Origin of the sequence: Tenacibaculum sp. AHE14PA, from assembly GCF_019278465.1 — a bacterium.
Taxonomy (GTDB): Bacteria; Bacteroidota; Bacteroidia; order Flavobacteriales; family Flavobacteriaceae; genus Polaribacter; species Polaribacter bernardetii.
This window is the reverse complement of the sequence record NZ_CP058983.1, coordinates 2,062,583-2,082,615: the sequence shown is the minus strand read 5'-3', so window position 1 is coordinate 2,082,615 and position 20,033 is coordinate 2,062,583. Positions and strand designations below refer to the sequence as shown.

Sequence of the window (20,033 nt, the reverse complement as noted above, 5' to 3'; positions counted from 1 at the left end):
TAAATTCAGAATCACGTAAAGATTATAAATTAAAGCGAATGTTTATTGCTTATGAAAGTGATTTGTAGTTTTTACATCCGCAAATTTTCTAAACATTTCCATAACACCACAATATTTATCTACTGATAATTTTACTGCTTTATTAATTTTTTCTTCATCTAAATCTGTTCCGTAAAAGTGATAATCAACCGAAACTTTATTATAATACTTAGGGTGTTCTTCTGTTAACTCGCCAGTAACTTCCATTTTAAAATCGACCACAGAAGTTCTCATTTTATTTAATAAAGAAATCACATCTAAACCAGAACAACCTGCTAAAGACGATAACATCATTGCCTTTGGTCCTAAACCAGAATTGTTTCCTCCGTTTTCTTCAGAAGTATCAATTAAAACTTTATGTCCGCTTGGATTATCAGTTTCGAATTGCATATTTTCTTTCCAAACTGTTGTAACTGTATGTGATGCCATAATTTGATTATTTTTTTGTTTATTGCGTATGCAAATTTAAAAAAGAAGCAACGAGATGTTGCGCTCTTTTACAAAACTACAGTAAAAAATCATCAAAAAATAAAACATATGCCATTAGTAACACCATTATCTGCCGATCATGATAAAGAAACAAAAGAATTAGCCGAATTTTTTAATGAAACACTTGGGTTTTGTCCGAATTCGGTTTTAACAATGCAAAGGCGTCCTGCCATTTCAAAAGCTTTTATCAACTTAAATAAAGCAGTTATGGCAAATGAGGGTAAGGTAACATCAGCTTTAAAAAGAATGATTGCTTGGGTTTCTAGTAACGCTACAGGTTGTAGGTATTGCCAAGCGCATGCTATTAGAGCTGCTGAACGTTATGGAGCAGAACAAGAGCAATTAGATAATATTTGGGAATATAAAACGCACGCTGCTTTTTCTGAAGCAGAACGAGCTGCGTTAGATTTTTCATTAGCTGCTTCTATGGTTCCGAATATGGTTGATGATAAGATAAAAGCCGAATTGTATAAATATTGGGATGAAGGAGAGATTGTAGAAATGTTAGGTGTTATTTCTCTCTTCGGATATTTAAATAGGTGGAACGACTCTATGGGAACTTCGATCGAAGAAGGAGCAGTAGAAAGCGGAGATCAATATTTAGGAAAACATGGTTGGGAAAAAGGGAAACATATTTAAAAGATAGCACAATAAAAAGCCGGTAAAAATTAAATTTTACCGGCTTTTTTGTATTTGTAATTAGCTGTTATTTATTTTTTAATAAATCTCTAATTTCACCTAATAAATCTTCCTGACTCGGTCCTTTTGGAGCAGCAGGAGCTGGTTCTTCCTTCTTTTTCATTGCGTTTATCGCTTTTACCACCATAAACATTACAAAAGCTACGATAATAAAGTCGATAACATTGGTTAGAAACTCACCATATAAAATAGCAACTTCACCTGTTATTTTTCCGGCTTCGTCTGCGACTCCTTCTTTAGCAATGTATTTTAAATCTTTAAAATCGGCATTAAATAATAAGCCAATTAAAGGAGATACAATACCGCCTGTAAAAGAAGTTACTACTTGTTTAAAAGCTGCACCCATAACAAAACCAACAGCAATGTCGACTAAGTTACCTTTCATTGCAAACTCTTTAAATTCTTTAAGCATTCCCATATTTTTGAGTTTTAATAGTTAATTGAGTAGAAAAGTAAATAAAATTTAGCTTTTAACCAATCTTTTTATACGTTGAGATATTGCGGTAAGTATTTCATACGAAATAGTTTCGCACTTATGAGCAATATATTGAATGTGTTTTTGATGGTTAAAAATAATAACTTCATCACCTTCTTTACAGTCAATTTTTGTAACATCAACCATAATCATATCCATACAAACATTTCCGATGATAGGAGCAGGTTGATTATTGATAAATACAAAGCCTTCTTTATTTCCTAGTTTTCGCGAAATACCATCTGCATGTCCGATAGGAATAGTTGCGCTACGAGTTAGTTTACTAGCAACAAAAGCCCTACTGTAACCTACAGTTTCGCCAGGCTGAACTATATGTATTTGCGATATAATAGATTTTAAGGTATGGGTATTTTTTAATTGAGAAGTTTCATATTCGTTGTTTCCAAAACCATACAAGCCGATGCCTATACGAACCATATCAAACTGAGCTTGTGGGTAATTAACAACGCCAGAAGTGTTTAGGATATGAATCATAGGTTTGTAACCTAAATGCTGATATATTTCTTTTATAATATAAGCAAAGTTGTTTATTTGCCCAATTGTAAAATCTTGCTCATTGGCATCTTCACTCGCGGCTAAATGAGAAAAAATTGATGCAACTTTTATATTGTTAGATTTTTTTAATTGAGTAATAAGCATCGGAGTATCGGTGTGCCAAAAACCTAATCTGTTTAAACCTGTGTTAAATTTAATGTGAATAGGGTAATTCATTAGTGGCTTTTTATCCGCTAATTGTAAAAAAGCCTCTAATATTTTAAAGTTATACAGGTTTGGTTCTAGTCGGTATTTTGCAATATCCTCTAAATTCTGAATCTGTGGATGTAAAACTAAAATAGGTGTTTTAATACCAGCATCACGTAAAATAATTCCTTCGTTAGAATAAGCAACCGCAAAATAATCTATTTTATCTTGAAGTGTTTTTGCTATCTCTGTAGCTTCACTACCGTAACCAAAAGCTTTTACAACAGCTAAAATTTTGGTTTTTGGATTTAATTTTTGCTTAAAATAAGCAAGATTATGATGCACAGACGCTGCATCAATTTCTAAAACAGTAACATGATTATTCATCCGATAGGTTTTCTTTCTTTTTGTTTTGCACTTGCATTGCTTTGTAATAGGCGGCTCTACTTAATGGTTCGTATTCTTGGGTTTCGCCAAGTAAAACCAAATCGTCATTTAACGCTTTTCTATAGCTATAGTGAGCTAAGTTACCTGTATGAGTACAAACGGCATGTACTTTTGTTACATATTCGGCAGTTGCCATTAGTGCAGGCATCGGTCCGAAAGGGTTTCCTTTAAAATCCATATCTAAACCCGCAACAATAACTCGCACGCCTCTGTTGGCTAAATCGTTACAAACAGCAACGATTTCATCGTCGAAAAACTGTGCTTCATCAATACCAACAACATCAACATTATTAGCTAATATTCTAATATTTGATGAGGACGGAACTGGTGTTGATCTAATTTTGGTGGCATTATGAGATACCACTTCTTCATCATCGTAACGAGTATCTACTGAGGGTTTAAAAATCTCTACGCGTTGCTTTGCAAATTGCGCACGTTTAAGTCTGCGAATTAATTCTTCGGTTTTACCCGAAAACATTGAGCCGCAAATTACCTCAATCCAACCAAATTGTTCTATATGATTTACTGTATTTTCAAGAAACATTTTGTAATTTTAAGCGCTATTATTGATTTTTGTGTTACTTTCGACTAAGCAACAAATTTATTAAAATTTAACAGCAAAAATTAAAATCAAAGAACAACTTATGCACAAAAAACTAGCATCAGATTTAACCAGTTTAGCACACAGCATTTTACGAATGAAAAATAAAGATGATGTGTTTGAGTTAAAACAGAAGGCTCATGAGGTTTATGAAAAACTTTCGGTTTTAGCATATATAGAAGAATATATAAATAATACCCATAATCCTTTAAAGACAAAAGAAGAATTATTAAGTGATATTTTGTTGGCAGAAGAAAAGAAAAGCAAAGAAAGTAACGCTGAAGATTCTTTTAAAACAACAAATAAAGTTATACACCAACTAGAAGAAGAGGCTGAAGAAAAAATTACAGAAGTAGAAGTCGTCGCTGAAGTTACAAGCGAACCTGTTGCAGAAATAGTAGAGGTTGTTGAAGTTACTGAAATTGAATCTGTTAAAGAGGTCGTTGAAATTACCAAGGTTGAAGCTGTTGAGGAAGTTACTGTAGAAATTGAAGAGGAAATAATAAGTTTAGAAGAGGTAAAAGAGATTGTAGAACAACCTTTTGATGAGATTGAGAATTTATTATTTACAGAAGAAGAGATAGTTGAAGATGATGAAGAAGAGATTAAAGATGTGAAAAAAGGCACTCTTGAAGATGAGTTAGAAGGAACAATTTCAGTTGACGTTATGGCTGATTTATTTGAAAAAGTTGATTTAAGAAAGTCATTAAATGATCAACTGCAAAATACTATTCAAATAGATTTAAACGATAGAATTGTTTTTGTAAAGCATTTGTTTGATGGAAATCAAAGTGATTTTAATAGAGTAGTTTCTCAGTTAAATACATTTAAAACAGAGAAAGAGGCTAAAAAATTCATTAATAAAATGATTAAACCAGATTATGATTGGTCTAATAAAGAAGAATACGAAGCGCGCCTATTTTCAATAATTGAAAGAAGATTTGTTTAAAATGAATTCAGACCTAATAGTTATATATACGCATTTTGGAATGAAGTGTTCAAAAAAAAATGATTTACTAAGAAAAATGTAAAAAATGAAAAGTGTTAAGATTGTAATAGGTGTGTTTTTGTTAGTCATTTTTGGTAGTTGTAAATCAACTTACAATACACAAATGTTTAGCGATAAAAATAGTCCTTCAAAGCCAAATTATGAGTTAGAAAGCTCATGGGCAGTTTTACCATCTACATACCCAAAAGGTTTTGCTAAATACTTACCTTCTCAAAACACCACTTTAAAAGCAGATGTTTTTTATATATATCCAACTTTAAATACGAGTAAAAAAGATGATCGATGGAATGTTCCTATAACCGATAAAGAACAGAATGATAAAGTGTTAAACAAAGTTGTTTTATATCAGGCTTCAGCCTTTGCAACATCTGGGCAAATGTATGTGCCTTTTTATAGACAAGCACATTACCGGTCTTTTAATAAAAAGCATAAAAAAGGAGGCAATAAGGCTTTAGGTTTAGCGTATGAAGATGTGAAAAATGCTTTTCAAGTATATTTAAAAAAGTATAACAATGATCGACCTATTATAATTGCAGGTCATAGTCAGGGTTCTAGGCACGCAATTCGATTATTAAAAGATTTTTTTGATGAAAAACCACTCCGAAACAGGTTAGTAGCAGCTTATATTCCTGGGATGCGCGTAGCACCTAACGAGTTTAAAACAATTAAGCCGATGGATTCTCCAGAAGAAATAGGAGGTTTTGTTTCTTGGAATACTTTTAAGAAAGGGAATTTCCCTAAAAATAAAGATTGGTATAAAGGAAGCGTAACAACAAACCCAATAAATTGGGATGCATCTAAAACTACAGCGTTAAAAGAGCATAAAGGTTTTTTATATAGCAATGGTAATTTATATTGTCAAGCATTAAAAATTGAAATTACAGACGGTTTAGTTTGGTCTACAAATCCTAAATTTCCATTGCGTTTTTTTATGTCATTTCTTAAGAATTATCACGCAGGAGATATTAATTTATTTTGGTTAGATGTAAAAAAGAATAGCGAATTAAGAGTGCAAAATTGGCTAGATACTAACCAATAAGTATATTAAGTGTTTTAGCTTTTGATTTTTAAGGAACAATAAAACGCATCGTAATTTATAAAACTGAGTCTTTTTATCATGATAGCGGTATATTTAAGTAGATAATTCTTTCTGTTTACGTGAAGTATTTTGAAGAAGAAGATATTTGCGTGTTAATGAATAACTTACTATCTTTGCAGCAAATTTATTAATTAGATGGATGGAAGGGGACGAGAGTCCCCTCTTTTTATACCTCAGGATGAATCAAGAAAAAGTAAAAGAATTATTACAGGAAGCTTTGCAAGAGAACGAATCGTTATATTTAATCGATTTGCAATTTTTAGCGAACAGTAAAATAAAAGTGATTGTTGATGGTGATTCAGGAGTACCTTTAAATGAATGTATGCGTATTAGTAGAAAAATAGAGCATAATTTAGATAGAGAAGAAGAAGATTTTTCTTTAGAGGTTACAACACCAGATATTGCACATGCGCTTACAGTGAAGCGTCAGTATAAAAAGAATATTAGTAGAATTCTAAAAGTTAAAACAGCAACAGAAGAATTTGAAGGAACGTTAACCGAAGCAACTGAAGATACTATTACATTGTTTTGGAAAGCGAGAGAACCTAAACCAATTGGTAAAGGAAAACATACGGTAGAGAAAACAATGGTTTTATTGTATGAAGAGATTAAAGAAGCAAAAGTGAAGATCATATTTTAATAAGAGAATGAAATGGAAAATATTGCGTTAATTGAATCATTTTCAGAGTTTAAAGATAATAAAAGTATAGACAGGGTAACACTAATGTCTATCTTAGAAGAAGTATTTCGTGCAGCATTAAAACGTAGGTTTGGATCTGATGATAACTTTGATATAATTATTAATCCAGATAAAGGGGATTTAGAAATTTGGAGAAACCGTGTAGTAGTTGCTGATGGTTTTTCAGAAGATGATAATGAAGAAATAGAGCTTGCAGAAGCAAGAAGAATTGAACCAGATTTTGAAATCGGTGAAGATGTATCAGAAGAAGTAAAGTTAATCGATTTAGGAAGACGTGCTATTTTAGCATTACGCCAAAATTTAATTTCTAAAATACACGAGCACGATAGTACAAACATCTTTAAGCAATTTAAAGAGTTAGAAGGTGAAATTTATAGTGCTGAAGTGCACCATATCCGACATAATGCAGTAATTTTGTTAGACGATGAAGGAAACGAAATCGTTTTACCAAAAAGTGAGCAAATTCGTTCAGATTTTTTCAGAAAAGGAGATGCTGTTCGTGGAGTTATAAAGACGGTAGAATTAAGAGGTAATAAACCTGCTATTATATTATCAAGAACTTCACCAGCTTTCTTAGTAAAATTATTTGAACAAGAAATACCAGAAGTTTTTGACGGATTAATTACTATTGAAGGTGTTGCAAGAATACCTGGTGATAAAGCAAAAGTAGCGGTAGATTCTTATGATGATAGAATTGATCCTGTAGGAGCTTGTGTTGGTGTAAAAGGATCTCGTATTCACGGTATTGTTCGTGAATTAGGAAACGAAAACATCGATGTAATCAATTACACTAAAAACGAGCCGTTATTTATAGCAAGAGCATTAAGCCCTGCAAAAGTAACATCGGTAGATATTAAGCCTTACGAGGAAGAGAAAAATGGTAAGAAAGGACGTGTAAGTGTTCTATTAAAGCCAGAAGAAGTATCTAAAGCAATTGGGCGATCAGGAGTAAATATTCGTTTAGCTAGTGAATTAACAGGCTACGAAATAGATGTGCAGCGTGAAGGTTTAGAAGAAGAAGATGTTGAGTTAACAGAGTTTTCTGATGAAATTGAAGCTTGGGTAATTGCAGAATTCAAAAAAATAGGTTTAGATACAGCAAAGAGTGTTCTTGAGAAAGACGTTTCGATGTTAGTACAAAGAACCGATTTAGAAGAAGAAACAATATTAGATGTTCAGAGAGTTTTAAGAGAAGAATTCGAAGAATAAAAGAAAGTAAAGGAAGTCAGTCTCCTGCAAAATTGATGATAATCAATACAAAATCTGACATTAAAAGAAAAAGAACGTAACTATACGAAAGTATAAAGTGTGTTTTTTGAATATAAAGTATAAAATAATTTATGGCTGAAGGCAACAAATTAAGACTCAATAAAGTATTAAGAGAATTAAACATTTCTTTAGATAGAGCTGTAGAACACTTAGCTAAAAGTGGTCATGAAATAGAAGCTCGTCCTACTACTAAAATTTCTGATAAAGAATATCAAATATTATTTGATGGTTTTCAAACAGATAAATCTAAGAAAGTAGCCTCTAAGGAAGTAAGCGAAGAAAAGCGTAAAGAAAAGGAAGCTATTCGTCTACAAGTAGAAGAAGAGCAAGAGAAGAAGAGGGTAGAAGACGAAGCTAAAAAGCAAGAAGTTTTAAAAGCTAAAGCTAAAAAATTAGAGCTTAAAACTGTAGGTAAGATTGATGTGAAAACTGGTAAAGCAGTTGAAGAAAAGCCATCACCTACAAAAGAAGCTCCGAAAAAGGTTGAAGAAACACCTAAAGAAGAAACTCCTGTTCAAGAAGCTAAAAAGGTTGAGAAATCAACTGAAAAAGTGGTTGAAAAGAAAACTAAAGCACCTACAGCTAAGATTGAAAGAAAAGAGCCAGTAAAAGCAAAGTTTAAAATAGTAAAGGAGGCTCCGAAAAAGGTTGAAGAAAAACCAACTGAAAAAGTAGCAGAGAAAAAAGTGGAAGAAGTGAAAGAAGAGAAACCAGTAGAGGTTACTCCAGAAAACGCTGAGAAACTTAAAACTCAGTATAAAAAACTTGACGGTCCTAGAATTACAGGTCAAAAAATTGACTTAAAGCAATTTGAAAGACCTAAGAAGAAAAAACCAGATGCTAAATCTGACGCTGATAAAAAGAAGCGTAAAAGAATTAGTAAGCCGGGAACTGCAAAACCAGGAACATCAGCAAGACCTTCTACAAGAGGTGGTGGTGTTGGTCGTCCAACAGGAAGAGGTGGTGTTGGTCGTCCAGGAGGAAGAGGAAGACCAGGACAAAGATCGGCAGTTGTTAAAAAAGAAGAACCTACAGAAGCAGAAGTACAAAAACAAGTACGTGAAACTTTAGAAAGACTTCAAGGTAAATCTAAAAAAGGTAAAGGAGCTAAATACCGTAGAAATAAAAGGGATGCACACAGAGAGCATACTGAAGCGGAATTAGAAGCTCAAGCATTAGACAATAAGATCTTAAAAGTAACTGAATTTGTTACTGTAAGTGAAGTTGCTACAATGATGGATGTTCCTGTAACAAACATTATTTCTTCATGTATGATGTTAGGAATGATGGTAACAATGAATCAGCGTTTAGATGCTGAAACATTAGTTATTGTTGCTGAAGAATTTAATCATAAAGTAGAATTTGTTGGCGCTGAGGTAGAAGAATCTATTGAAGAAGTTATAGACAAGCCAGAAGATTTAATAACACGTGCACCAATTATTACGGTAATGGGTCACGTAGATCACGGTAAAACATCATTGTTAGATTACATCCGTAAGGCGAATGTAATTGAAGGTGAATCAGGAGGTATTACTCAGCATATTGGTGCATATTCAGTGAACGTTGGAGATCAACAAATAGCATTTTTAGATACACCAGGTCACGAGGCCTTTACAGCAATGCGTGCGCGTGGAGCTCAAGTAACAGATTTAGTAATTATTGTAGCTGCAGCAGATGATGATGTAATGCCACAAACAAAAGAAGCTATTTCTCATGCTCAGGCAGCAGGTGTGCCAATTATTTTTGCTATTAACAAGATTGATAAACCAAATGCAAATCCAGATAATGTGAAAACACAATTATCGCAGATGAATTTATTGATTGAAGAATGGGGAGGTAATATTCAGTCTCAAGATATTTCAGCTAAAACAGGGGAAGGAATTCCTGAGTTATTAGAAAAGGTATTACTTGAAGCAGAAATTTTAGAATTAAAAGCAAATCCAAATAGAACTGCAACAGGAGCAGTTGTTGAAGCATTACTAGATAAAGGTAGAGGATATGTATCTACAATTTTAGTACAAACAGGTTCATTAAAAATTGGAGATTATATTTTAGCAGGTAAGCATAGTGGTAAAGTAAGAGCTATGTTTGATGATAAAGGAAACAAAGTTTCAGTTGCCGGACCATCTACACCTGTATCAATATTAGGATTAGACGGTGCACCACAAGCAGGTGATAAGTTTAATGTGTTTGAAGATGAGCGTGAAGCAAAACAAATTGCAGCAAAACGTTCTCAATTACAAAGAGAGCAATCTGTAAGAACTCAAAAAACATTAACATTAGCAGAAATTGGTCGTCGTATTGCGTTAGGAGATTTCAAAGAATTAAACATTATCTTAAAAGGAGATGTAGATGGTTCGGTAGAAGCCTTAACAGATTCATTCCAGAAATTATCTACTGAAGAAATTCAAGTAAATATTTTACATAAAGGAGTTGGAGCAATTACAGAATCTGATGTATTATTAGCAACAGCATCTGATGCCATTATTGTAGGATTTAATGTACGTCCGCAAGGAAATGCACGTGTAGTAGCAGATAGAGAAGAAGTAGATATTAGAACATATTCTATTATTTATGATGCTATTAACGATCTTAAAGATGCCATGGAAGGAATGTTATCTCCTGATATGAAAGAAGAAATTCTTGGAAATATTGAAATTAGAGAAGTTTATAAAATTTCTAAAGTTGGTAACATTGCAGGTTGTATGGTAATGAGTGGTAAAATAACAAGAGATTCTAAAATACGTATTATTAGAGACGGAATTGTTGTTCACGATGGTGTATTAACTGCATTAAAACGTTTCAAAGATGATGTTAAAGAAGTAACAAAAGGGTATGATTGTGGTGTTCAAATAAAAGGATACAATGATATTGCTGAAGGAGATGTAATTGAAGCTTATACTGAAATAGCAGTTAAGAAGAAGTTGAAGTAAATTTAAACCTACTATATAATTTTAAAAGACACCTTATTTAAGGTGTCTTTTTTTATATTTACATGTGGCCTTAAAATTTAAACAAATGAAATATTTAAAAATAATTATACCTTTTTTTATGCTATTAACCATGAGTTGTGCCTCACAAAATATAGATAAGAGTTTTGATAGTATTAAGTATGAAGCTCGAACAAGAGGAAGTATGACATTAATTAATGTTGATGCTAAAGAGGTGTCTTATAAATTACCCAAAAAAGAAGGTGTATATGAGCTTTCTAAGAAACAATTAAGGAGTTTAAATGAGTTGGTAAGTTTAATAAAGCTAGCTGAAATAGCCGATTTAAAAGCACCAACCAATAATAGAGCTACTGATATGGCTTTAATAGGTAAAATGACTATAGTACTAAAAGGTAAGGAATATGTATCATCAAGTTTTGATGCTGGTAACCCACCTAAAGAATTAAAAAAACTAGAAGATTTATTATACAGTTTGATAAAAAATTAAAAGCATAAAAAAACCGAGCAATTGCTCGGTTTTTTTTATTAAAAATAAAAATTATTTTCTAGTCCAACCTGCTCCCCATGTAGCATAATCTGTACCTGTAGCAGCTGCGTTTTCAGTCATAAAGTCTGCTGTCGTAAAAGCAACACCTGTATCATTTTTTACTTTAACAGTAATATCCTCAAATTTTACATCAGTAGCTTTTAAATTACCTTCTGTAACTCCTTTACCAGTTGGGTTATCTGTGTTATCACCATCAAGATCAAATCCTTCAGCAAAACCTACTAATAAAACATTGTTAAATATACCTTGTGTACCAGCTCTTAAACGGATAGCTTCATTTTCAGTACCAGAGCCTAAACCTTCAATAGTTACGTTTGTTACAGTAGGCTTAGAAAAGAAGTTAGTGCTAGATAAGTTTCCTATATCTGTATTATAACCATCGCATTCAAATCCTTTATCATGATCAGTTCCGTGCTTTACATAAGCATTTGTAATGGTTCCTGAATATCCTTCTGTCCAGTCGATAGAATCATCTTCTGCATTTACTACAGAAACATTACTTACGTTTACAGTACCACCAAAGAATTCAACTCCATCATCTTTTCCCTCAAACATTTGAATATATTCTACAGTAGTTGCATTACCGACTCCATAAAAAGAGAATCCGTTGTTTTCTGAAGACCCATCAGCTTTACCACCAGAATATTCTACTCTTACATAACTTAATTTTCCAGAGTTATCATCAGCAATATTTCCACCGTAAGGTAAACTTGCAATTTCTGAAGTAGAAGTAGCAGTACCACCAACTACAGAGTTTATAGGAGCCTTTCCTAATAAAATTAAACCACCCCAATCACCGGCATTTGGTGTATTTGCACTTGATGTAAAAATAATTGGTTGACTAGAAGTACCTTCGGCCATTATTTTAGCTCCTTGTGCAATTGCTAAATATACATCAGCACCTGTAGCAGCTGCTTTTATAACTGTACCAGCTGGTATTGTTAATGTTGTACCATCTTCAAAAATTGTTGGTCCTGTTATCGTATAGTTTTTAGAAGCATCTAAAGTTAAATCATTTGTATAGTTTCCTCTTAATTCAACATTTTCACCGGTTGTAGGGTTTGTACCACCGTTGTTGTTGTTTGTTATGCTGTTGTCGTTTATAACGATGTCAGCAGTACCATCCTCACCACATGATGTTAATAATGTAGTTGCAATTGCTAATCCTAATAAAAAATTGTTTTTCATTTTTTTAAAGTTTAATAAGTGTTTTTATTTAGTTGTTAAAATTTGTATTTAAGACCTAAGCCTATATTCGTTCCTCTTTTATATTCAGATAAAATAACATCTCCTATAGAAGTGTTTTCTCTAACTCTTTTTATTGATGGGTCTAATAAGTTTTTAGCTTTTAAGTTTACTTCCCATTTTTCACCAATTTTATTCTTCCAAACAAAATCTAAAGTTGGTACTCCTTTTTCGATAATGTTTCCTAATGCACCAGCTCCTAAAGCGTCTATTCTGTCTGAAAAATAAGAGAAAACGATCGAGGTAATTGGCTTGTAGTTTTTAAAACTTATCGGACTATAATTAATGTTTGCGTTTATTAAGAAAGGAGATGCACCCTGAAGCTCATCACTATCTCTATTAAAGGTTGTGCTGTAGCGAGAAAGACCTGAGATGTTTTGTTTTAAATCTTGTTTTGTGTGCATGTAAGTAAAGTTAAAACCAGTAGAAATTACTGTTTCATCATCTTCATTTTTTATTAAGTTTTTACGTACCTCTAGCTCTACACCTAAAACAGTAGCTTTATCTCCTGTTCTAAAATAACGTTGGTTACCTGCTGCACTATTCGCTATTACAAGGTTTACAGGGTTGTTAATTTGTTTTCCGAATGCAGCGATAGATACTATTTCATCTCTAGAAATAAACCATTCATATTTTAAATCGATGTTAAATACTTTAGAAAATGATGGGTCGTCTAATAAATCAGGATTACCACCAACTCTTTGTCCAATACCTTCGTATATAAAAGGAGCTACTTCTTTAAACTCTGGAACAGATACAGTTTGACTAAAGTTAAAACGTAAGTTTTGATCTTCGTTTAATGCGTATTTAAGGTTTAAACTTGGTAAGAAAAACGTTTCAGAAGCGCTTCTGTAACCAGGGTCATTCGGGTTAATATTAATAACATTATAATTAATATTTTGATTGAAAGATTCAAGTCTAATACCAGGTACAATCACCCATTTTTCTCCTGCGCTTATTTCAGCAGAAACATAACCTGCATGTATTTTTAATTGACCATCATAGGTGTTTTCGTTTAAACCAGGTAAACTAGCAATGTTACCATTTTCATATCCAGGGATGTTTCTAAAAGCATCTAGTTTAAATATTTTACCTGTTTGGTCTTTAAATATTTGGGCATTATTTATGTTAAAAATAGCATTAAGATTATTAACATCTGTTACTTCAAATTGTTTGTTTAAAATGTCGTAGCCATATCTAATATTTTCAAAACTTCTTTCTTTAATTCTTCCGTTATACCCAAAGTTTAAAGCTAGGTTTTCTGAAGTTTTATAAGTTAAGTTTATTCTACTATTTAATTCCTCATCAATAATTTTTTGAAAATAACGTTGGTTATCAAAAGAGTTATTAGTAAAGAAAACAGGGTTTGTATTAGGGTCATTGTCTAGAGAATATTGAAAGTTCTCTAAGCTTATTCTTTTTCTATCTGGTTCGTGAGCAAAAACATTATTGTAACCAATACCCCAGGTTAATTTTAGTTTGTCATCCTCAAATTTATGATCACCGGTTACTTGATTTACAAAAACAAGATCTTGGTTATATTGCACATTCATTTGATAAAAACCTTCATCAGTATTTCTTAAAGCATCTCTGTTTTCACCTAAACCTTTATAACCATAGTAACCAACTTCATCACCAGAATTGTTTAAGAAAAGAGAGGTGAATTTTAATTTATGGTCGCTATTAATTTTATAAAAAGCACTTAACATTGCTGTTGTAGAAGTTGAGTAAGAGTATTCTTGTGCGTTAGGATATTTCTTTTTAAATACATTAGAAAAATCTACAACAGGTCCTTCTCTATATTCAAAATTTCTACTAAATGATGCGGTTCCAAAAAGGCTTAATCTAGATTCGTCATTAAAATCAAAAGATTTACCAGCATTAATACCAATAGAATTGTTAATAGGGCTGCTAGCATTTATAGGATCTACACCATGAGAAAGCACAACTGCATACGGATTGTGTTTAAACCTATTATAATAACCAAAATCACCAGTTCCTTCGCTCTTTTTAAAATCTTGCCCCATTGCTCTAGAGTTTACACCAGAACTAAGATTTACCTCTACAAATCCGTTACCTTTATATTCTTTTGAAGAAACATCGATATTACCTGCAGCAAAATCTCCATAAAAAGTAGAAGAATAAGCTTTACTGATAGATACGTTTTGGATAATATCAGAAGGAAATAAATTTAAATCGATGTTTTTCTTAGCAATGTTGTTTGATGGTAATGATAAACCATTCATTGTGGTATTTAAATAACGATCTCCTAAACCCCGAACATATACATTGCTTGAACCTTCTTGCTTAGAAACTCCAGAAATTTTAGAAACCGCTCCTGCCGCATCAGATATTCCTTTTGATGATAGCTCTTCAGCGCCAATACTTTCTTTAATAACAACGGCCTTTTTTTGTTCAAGTAATAAAGCACTTGCTTTATCTTTACTTGTGCTACCTTTAATTTCAATTTCATCTAAAGCAACACCTTCGTTTGCTCCTAATTGTTGGTTAACGGTTATTGTTTGATTGGCTTTAACAATAATTTGTTTTTCTATGGTTTGATAACCAACAAAACTAAAAACTATTATTTGATTTCCGACAGGAGCATTAAGTGTATACTTACCATCAAAATCTGTAGTTCCTCCAACAGTTGTTCCTTTAATAAAAACATTGGCAAATGGCAATGCTTCATTGTTCATCTCTTTATCTGTAACAAGACCACTAACGGTTCCTTTATCTTGTGAATAAACAAAACTGCAAAGGCCTAAAAGAGCTATTAATATTAAATTTTTCATTCTAATTAACTTACGTTTTAAATACAATGCAAATCTGACGTTATATTGTAAAGCGAATGTTACAGGTAAATTATCCTTGTTTTATTAGAATGTTTCTTAAATGTTAATAAAGGCTTGTTTTGTTACGAGAATATTAACTGTAGATTATGAAAAAGCCGAAAAGCTTACATAAGCTTCCCGGTTTCAGTATATTGTATGTGTTAATAGGTTATTTAAATATTTTAAAGCCTAATGTGTAAGTTCTTGGGTTTGCAGGACCATAAATAAAGTTACTATCACGTTCCTTGCCTACGTCGAAATTTGTTTGATAAGCATCAAAAAGGTTTTTAACACCTACAAAAAATTCGATATTACTATCTAACTTTTCTAATTCAAAATTATAGCTTGTTTTAATTCCTAGATTAAAGAAGTTTGGTGATTTAAAATATTCGTCATTCGCTAAGTTTAAATCAGAAGCTAAGTGTAATACATCCATTTTACCTGTATACACTAAATTTAAAGCGGTCTTAAATTTCTGATTAGGAGTGTATGTTGCTGTTGCATATCCGTAAGTAGTTGGAGTGCGTAAAAATTCTTTTTTCGGATTTAAAGCATCGGAATTATTAACGGCAGTATTGTATTTACTCGATTGATATGTGAAACCAGCGTCAAACTGAAAAATTCCATCGTAGTTCAATCTTGTTTCTAAAGTTATTCCTTTTACAATAGCGCCATTACCATTTCTTTTTTCAAAAACTTCACCAAATTCATCTTCACCTATCGCTTCTAAAAAGAAAGCATCTTTTAAGTTGGTATAAAAGCTTTCAACCGTAAAGCCGTATATATAATGTTCGGTTGGTTGATCGTAATTAAAAGAAACGGTATAACTATTAGAGCGTTCTCTTTTTAAATCATTAGCAAGTTGTACTCTCGATATTCCACCACCTGCAAAAGCAATGTGTAAATCGGTATCAAAAGCTTGTGGTGCTCTAAATCCTGTTCCCCAAGTGGCTCTTATTTGTGTTTTCTCAAAAGGTTTAAAAAGTAAAGAAACTCGTGGACTTGCCACGTTGTTGGTGATTAATTTTTTGGTTCCGTCTCTTTTTAAAGCATCTAATTTATGATGATCGTAACGAACACCTGCAAGTAAATTCCACTTTTCGTTTATTTCCCAATCACTCTGAAAAAAAAAACCGTAGTTTTTAGTAATCTGATCAACAACATATTTGTAAGCAACAATTTCGTCATACACATCATCTTGTACAAATTCACCACCAATAGTTAATACATTATTTCCTTGTAAGAAATCTTCTAGTTTATGATTAAACTGAATTCCACCTTGAAACGTAGTAGTTTCTGAATTTCCATAAGGCGGATTTGCTAAATGAACTGTATCTTCTTGAGTTCCTATTTCTGGGCGAATACCTGTGTAATGATCTCTGGCGGTGTATTGAGAAGCAAAATAGGTAATTAATGAGCTTTTATCTTCATTAAAATTAATTTGATAATCAATATTACCAACATATACATCATGTGTTCTTTCTTCGGATTGTAATGCAAAATGCGGTGCGTTTTTAATCATTTCGCCGCCATAACGATATTCATTCATTTTACTGAAGTTAATTTCTAACTTCTGATTTTCTGTTGGTAAGAAAAACAAATTAGTACCAAATGAGTTGTTTTTTAATTGTGGTAATTCAGAGAAGTTATCGCCATTATGATCGTAAATTTCTCGAGCTCTATTATTTATGAAAAAAGAAATTCCAGCATTTTTAGCATCATTAACAACGGTTGCATTACCAGCAATGATATGATCTGAAGCGCCTTTAAAATTTTGATAAGTGTATTGAATACTATAATCGTCTTTTTTAGGAACATTAGTAATCACATTAACAGTACCACCAATAGCGCTCGATCCGTATAATGCAGAGCCGCCACCGCGAACAACTTCAATACGATCTATCATATTGGTAGGTATTTGCTCTAAACCATATAAACCGGTTAGTGGACTAAAAATTGGTCGTCCATTTATTAATATTTGAGAATAACCACCTGCCAATCCGTTCATACGTAATTGCGTGTAATTACAAGTTTGGCAGTCAGTTTCTACACGTAAGCCGGTCTGAAATTTTAAACCTTCAGATAAGTTGCATGCTTGTACGTCTGCTAAAGTTTCACTGTTAATTACGTTTACAATTACAGGGTTTTTAGTACTTCGCCTATCCGTTCTTGTTCCTGTTACAGTAACTTGATCTAAAATCTCAGCAGTTTCAGTTAAAATAAAATCTACTTTTTTTTCTTCTGATGATTTTAAGTTGATGTTTTTTCTTTCTGATAAAAACCCAATAGAAGAAGTAATTAAAACAAATTTATTTTTTGATGTTTCTATCGTGTAATTTCCGTTTTCATCAGTTGTTGTTCCAATGTTTGTTCCTTTTACGAGAATGTTTACAAAAGGGATTGTCTCTCCCTTTAGGTTGGTTGTTTTTCCTGTAATTATTTGTGCTTTTATAAAGGTGGTTGCAAATAGAATAATTAAAAAAACAGCATTTTTCATGGGTACTTTATTTATTATTTTTCTACAAAGGTAAAATAATTTTTAGATAAGACTAAAAATTATTTTATATAAATGAAAATTTATATATTTGTAAAGTCAAAAAAATACAATGTTTAGTCAGTCAGAAGAAAATTATATAAAAACCATTTATCACCTAGCAGCAATATCTGATAAAGGAATTAGCACAAATGCTATTGCTAAGCGGTTAAAAACAAAAGCTTCTTCGGTAACAGATATGATTAAAAAGCTATCTGATAAAGAAGTGGTTGTTTATAAAAAGTATCAAGGTGTTACGTTAACCGAGCTCGGAAAAAAAACTGCGGCTAGCATTATTCGTAAACATCGATTGTGGGAGGTTTTTTTGGTAGAAAAACTTAATTTTTCTTGGGATGAAGTGCATGAAGTAGCAGAGCAATTAGAGCATATAAAATCGCCAAAACTAATAGACGAGTTAGATGCCTTTTTAGGACATCCTAAAAGAGATCCACATGGAGATCCAATTCCTGATAAGGATGGGAATTTACCTCAAATAAAAAAAAGCTTGTTAGCTACATTGCAAAAAAACGAAAAAGGAGTTTGTGTAGGTGTAAATGATACTTCTTCTGAGTTTTTGCGTTTTTTAGACAAGCAAGAAATCGGATTAGGACTCAATATACAAGTGTTAGATAAAGAACCTTTTGATGACTCTTTTTTAGTGAAAATCAACGAGAAAGAAATGACGATTTCAAATAAAGTAGCAAACAATATTTATATACAAAAAAATTAAGATGAAAAGAATAGCATTATTATTTGTAATCTTATTAGCAGTAAGTTGTGGTAAAAAAGCAAAAAACGAAAACGGTAAATTAAAAGTAGTTACAACCACTACGATGATTACCGATTTAGTAAAGAATATTGGAGGCGATAAATTAGAGGTTAAAGGTTTAATGGGTGCAGGAGTAGATCCGCATTTGTATAAAGCTAGTGAAGGTGATGTTTCAAAATTATTTAATGCTGATGTTGTTATTTATAACGGATTACATTTAGAAGGGAAATTAGAAGAGGTTTTTGAGAAAATGCAACATCAAAATAAAAAAACGGTTGTTGTTTCTGATGTAATTAATAAGAAGAACTTGATAAGCTCAGCGTTATTCGCTTCAAATTACGATCCTCATATTTGGTTTGATCTTAATAACTGGAGGAAGATAACATCGTATGTAACAGAAAAATTAGCAGCAATTGATGCCAAAAACGCTGCTTTTTATCAGCAAAACGCGAAAGAATATTTAGAGAAACTAGTAGCTCTAAGCAAAGAGGTTGAAAGCAAAATAAACGAATTGCCAATAGAAAAAAGAATTTTGGTAACTGCACACGATGCTTTTAATTATTTTGGAAATCAGCATCAATTTAATGTTGTAGGCTTACAAGGATTATCAACAGCAACAGAAGCTGGTGTTCAGGATGTTCAGAAGTTAGCAAAATTTATCATAGCAAATAATGTAAAAGCAATTTTTGTAGAAAGTTCTGTTCCAAAACGAACTATTGAAGCTTTACAGGAAGCTGTAAAATCTAAAGGACAAGATGTTGTAATTGGCGGAACATTATATTCTGATGCATTAGGAAATGCAGGAACAAAAGAAGGAACTTATATAGGTATGTATAAAGCAAACGTGAATACGATTGTTAACGCATTAAAATAATATGGAAACAAAATACGCAGTAACGGTAGATGATTTAACAGTTGCTTATAATTACAAGCCAGTACTTTGGGATATTGATTTAGCCATTCCTGAAGGAGTTTTAATGGCGATTGTTGGGCCAAATGGCGCAGGAAAATCTACCTTAATAAAATCTATTTTAGGAATTATAAATCCCATTGCAGGAAGTGTTTCTATTTATGGGAAACCATATGATAAACAACGAAAATTAGTTGCTTATGTTCCGCAAAAAGGAAGTGTAGATTGGGATTTCCCTACCACAGCTTTAGATGTTGTTATGATGGGAACCTATGGAAGTTTAGGTTGGATAAAACGCCCAGGGAAATCACAAAAAAAAACAGCATTAGAAGCACTTGAAAAAGTGGGGATGTTAGCTTTTAAAAGCAGGCAAATCTCTCAGCTTTCAGGAGGTCAACAACAACGTGTTTTTTTAGCCAGAGCATTGGCACAAGACGCATCCATCTATTTTATGGATGAACCTTTTCAGGGAGTAGATGCAACTACAGAAATCACCATTATCAATATTTTAAAAGAATTACGAAAAGCAGGAAAAACAGTGGTTGTAGTGCATCACGATTTGCAAACCGTTCCTGAATATTTCGATTGGGTAACTTTTTTAAATGTAAAGAAGATTGCAACAGGTCCTGTAAAAGAAATTTTTAACGATGATAATCTAACGAAAACTTACGGAATTAACTATAAAGTAAGTGTACAGCAATAAGTTTTTTGGATT

At 32.3% G+C, this 20,033-nt stretch carries 17 protein-coding genes; 10 read left to right on the top strand and 7 right to left on the bottom strand.

The annotated features are described in order from the left end of the window. Window positions 1-42 precede the first annotated feature (42 nt). On the bottom strand, window positions 43-468 hold the full coding sequence (locus H0I30_RS09650) for an OsmC family protein (protein WP_218771653.1): 426 nt from the start codon (window positions 466-468) through the stop codon (window positions 43-45). Window positions 469-576: 108 nt separating this feature from the next. Here H0I30_RS09650 and H0I30_RS09645 point away from each other — a divergent pair, with 108 nt between their 5' ends. Further along, window positions 577-1,167: a carboxymuconolactone decarboxylase family protein gene (locus H0I30_RS09645; RefSeq protein WP_218771652.1), complete on the top strand. Its 591-nt coding sequence runs from the start codon at window positions 577-579 to the stop codon at window positions 1,165-1,167. Between the two features lie 67 nt (window positions 1,168-1,234). On the opposite strand, the gene mscL is transcribed toward H0I30_RS09645, so the two are convergent. From mscL to H0I30_RS09630, 3 genes are read right to left on the bottom strand one after another with little or no spacing between them, the layout of a single operon-like run. Continuing rightward, entirely contained in the window at window positions 1,235-1,645 is a 411-nt protein-coding gene (mscL, locus tag H0I30_RS09640; protein ID WP_255554362.1) for a large-conductance mechanosensitive channel protein MscL, read from the bottom strand. Window positions 1,646-1,690: 45 nt separating this feature from the next. Continuing rightward, window positions 1,691-2,791: an alanine racemase gene (gene alr, locus H0I30_RS09635; RefSeq protein ID WP_218771651.1), complete on the bottom strand. Its 1,101-nt coding sequence runs from the start codon at window positions 2,789-2,791 to the stop codon at window positions 1,691-1,693. Further along, window positions 2,784-3,395, bottom strand: coding sequence for a thymidine kinase (locus H0I30_RS09630; protein WP_218771650.1), 612 nt, complete (start codon window positions 3,393-3,395; stop codon window positions 2,784-2,786). Before H0I30_RS09630 ends, alr begins: the two co-directional genes overlap by 8 nt. 100 nt (window positions 3,396-3,495) lie before the next feature. Between H0I30_RS09630 and H0I30_RS09625 the strand changes: the two genes are divergently transcribed. From H0I30_RS09625 to H0I30_RS09600, 6 genes are all read left to right on the top strand, one after another. Further along, window positions 3,496-4,401 carry a hypothetical protein gene (locus H0I30_RS09625; protein WP_218771649.1) on the top strand — a complete coding sequence of 302 codons (906 nt, stop codon included), beginning with the start codon at window positions 3,496-3,498 and terminating at the stop codon, window positions 4,399-4,401. Between the two features lie 85 nt (window positions 4,402-4,486). Beyond that, on the top strand, window positions 4,487-5,500 hold the full coding sequence (locus H0I30_RS09620; RefSeq protein ID WP_218771648.1) for a DUF3089 domain-containing protein: 1,014 nt from the start codon (window positions 4,487-4,489) through the stop codon (window positions 5,498-5,500). 238 nt (window positions 5,501-5,738) lie between these two features. After that, entirely contained in the window at window positions 5,739-6,200 is a 462-nt protein-coding gene (gene rimP, locus H0I30_RS09615) for a ribosome assembly cofactor RimP (RefSeq protein ID WP_218771647.1), read from the top strand. Window positions 6,201-6,212: 12 nt separating this feature from the next. Further along, window positions 6,213-7,469: a transcription termination factor NusA gene (gene nusA / locus H0I30_RS09610; protein WP_218771646.1), complete on the top strand. Its 1,257-nt coding sequence runs from the start codon at window positions 6,213-6,215 to the stop codon at window positions 7,467-7,469. A gap of 131 nt (window positions 7,470-7,600) precedes the next feature. Further along, window positions 7,601-10,462, top strand: a complete 2,862-nt coding sequence (infB, locus tag H0I30_RS09605; protein ID WP_218771645.1) for a translation initiation factor IF-2 — start codon at window positions 7,601-7,603, stop codon at window positions 10,460-10,462. Between the two features lie 85 nt (window positions 10,463-10,547). Then, window positions 10,548-10,967, top strand: coding sequence for a hypothetical protein (locus tag H0I30_RS09600; RefSeq protein ID WP_218771644.1), 420 nt, complete (start codon window positions 10,548-10,550; stop codon window positions 10,965-10,967). A gap of 51 nt (window positions 10,968-11,018) precedes the next feature. Here the strand turns inward: H0I30_RS09600 and H0I30_RS09595 are convergent, their stop codons facing one another. From H0I30_RS09595 to H0I30_RS09585, 3 genes are all read right to left on the bottom strand, one after another. Beyond that, window positions 11,019-12,215, bottom strand: coding sequence for a multidrug transporter (locus H0I30_RS09595; protein ID WP_218771643.1), 1,197 nt, complete (start codon window positions 12,213-12,215; stop codon window positions 11,019-11,021). A 35-nt stretch (window positions 12,216-12,250) separates the two neighbouring features. Next, window positions 12,251-15,067, bottom strand: a complete 2,817-nt coding sequence (locus H0I30_RS09590) for a TonB-dependent receptor (protein WP_218771642.1) — start codon at window positions 15,065-15,067, stop codon at window positions 12,251-12,253. 208 nt (window positions 15,068-15,275) lie between these two features. Then, the gene (locus H0I30_RS09585; protein WP_218771641.1) at window positions 15,276-17,603 is read right to left on the bottom strand and encodes a TonB-dependent receptor; all 2,328 of its coding nucleotides are present in this window, start codon (window positions 17,601-17,603) and stop codon (window positions 15,276-15,278) included. Window positions 17,604-17,712: 109 nt separating this feature from the next. Here H0I30_RS09585 and H0I30_RS09580 point away from each other — a divergent pair, with 109 nt between their 5' ends. From H0I30_RS09580 to H0I30_RS09570, 3 genes are read left to right on the top strand one after another with little or no spacing between them, the layout of a single operon-like run. Beyond that, complete coding sequence (locus tag H0I30_RS09580; protein ID WP_218771640.1) at window positions 17,713-18,369, top strand: metal-dependent transcriptional regulator; 657 nt, start codon at window positions 17,713-17,715, stop codon at window positions 18,367-18,369. Between the two features lies 1 nt (window position 18,370). After that, window positions 18,371-19,282 carry a metal ABC transporter solute-binding protein, Zn/Mn family gene (locus H0I30_RS09575; RefSeq protein WP_218771639.1) on the top strand — a complete coding sequence of 304 codons (912 nt, stop codon included), beginning with the start codon at window positions 18,371-18,373 and terminating at the stop codon, window positions 19,280-19,282. Window position 19,283: 1 nt separating this feature from the next. Continuing rightward, window positions 19,284-20,021: a metal ABC transporter ATP-binding protein gene (locus H0I30_RS09570; protein ID WP_218771638.1), complete on the top strand. Its 738-nt coding sequence runs from the start codon at window positions 19,284-19,286 to the stop codon at window positions 20,019-20,021. The last annotated feature ends 12 nt before the right edge of the window (window positions 20,022-20,033 follow it).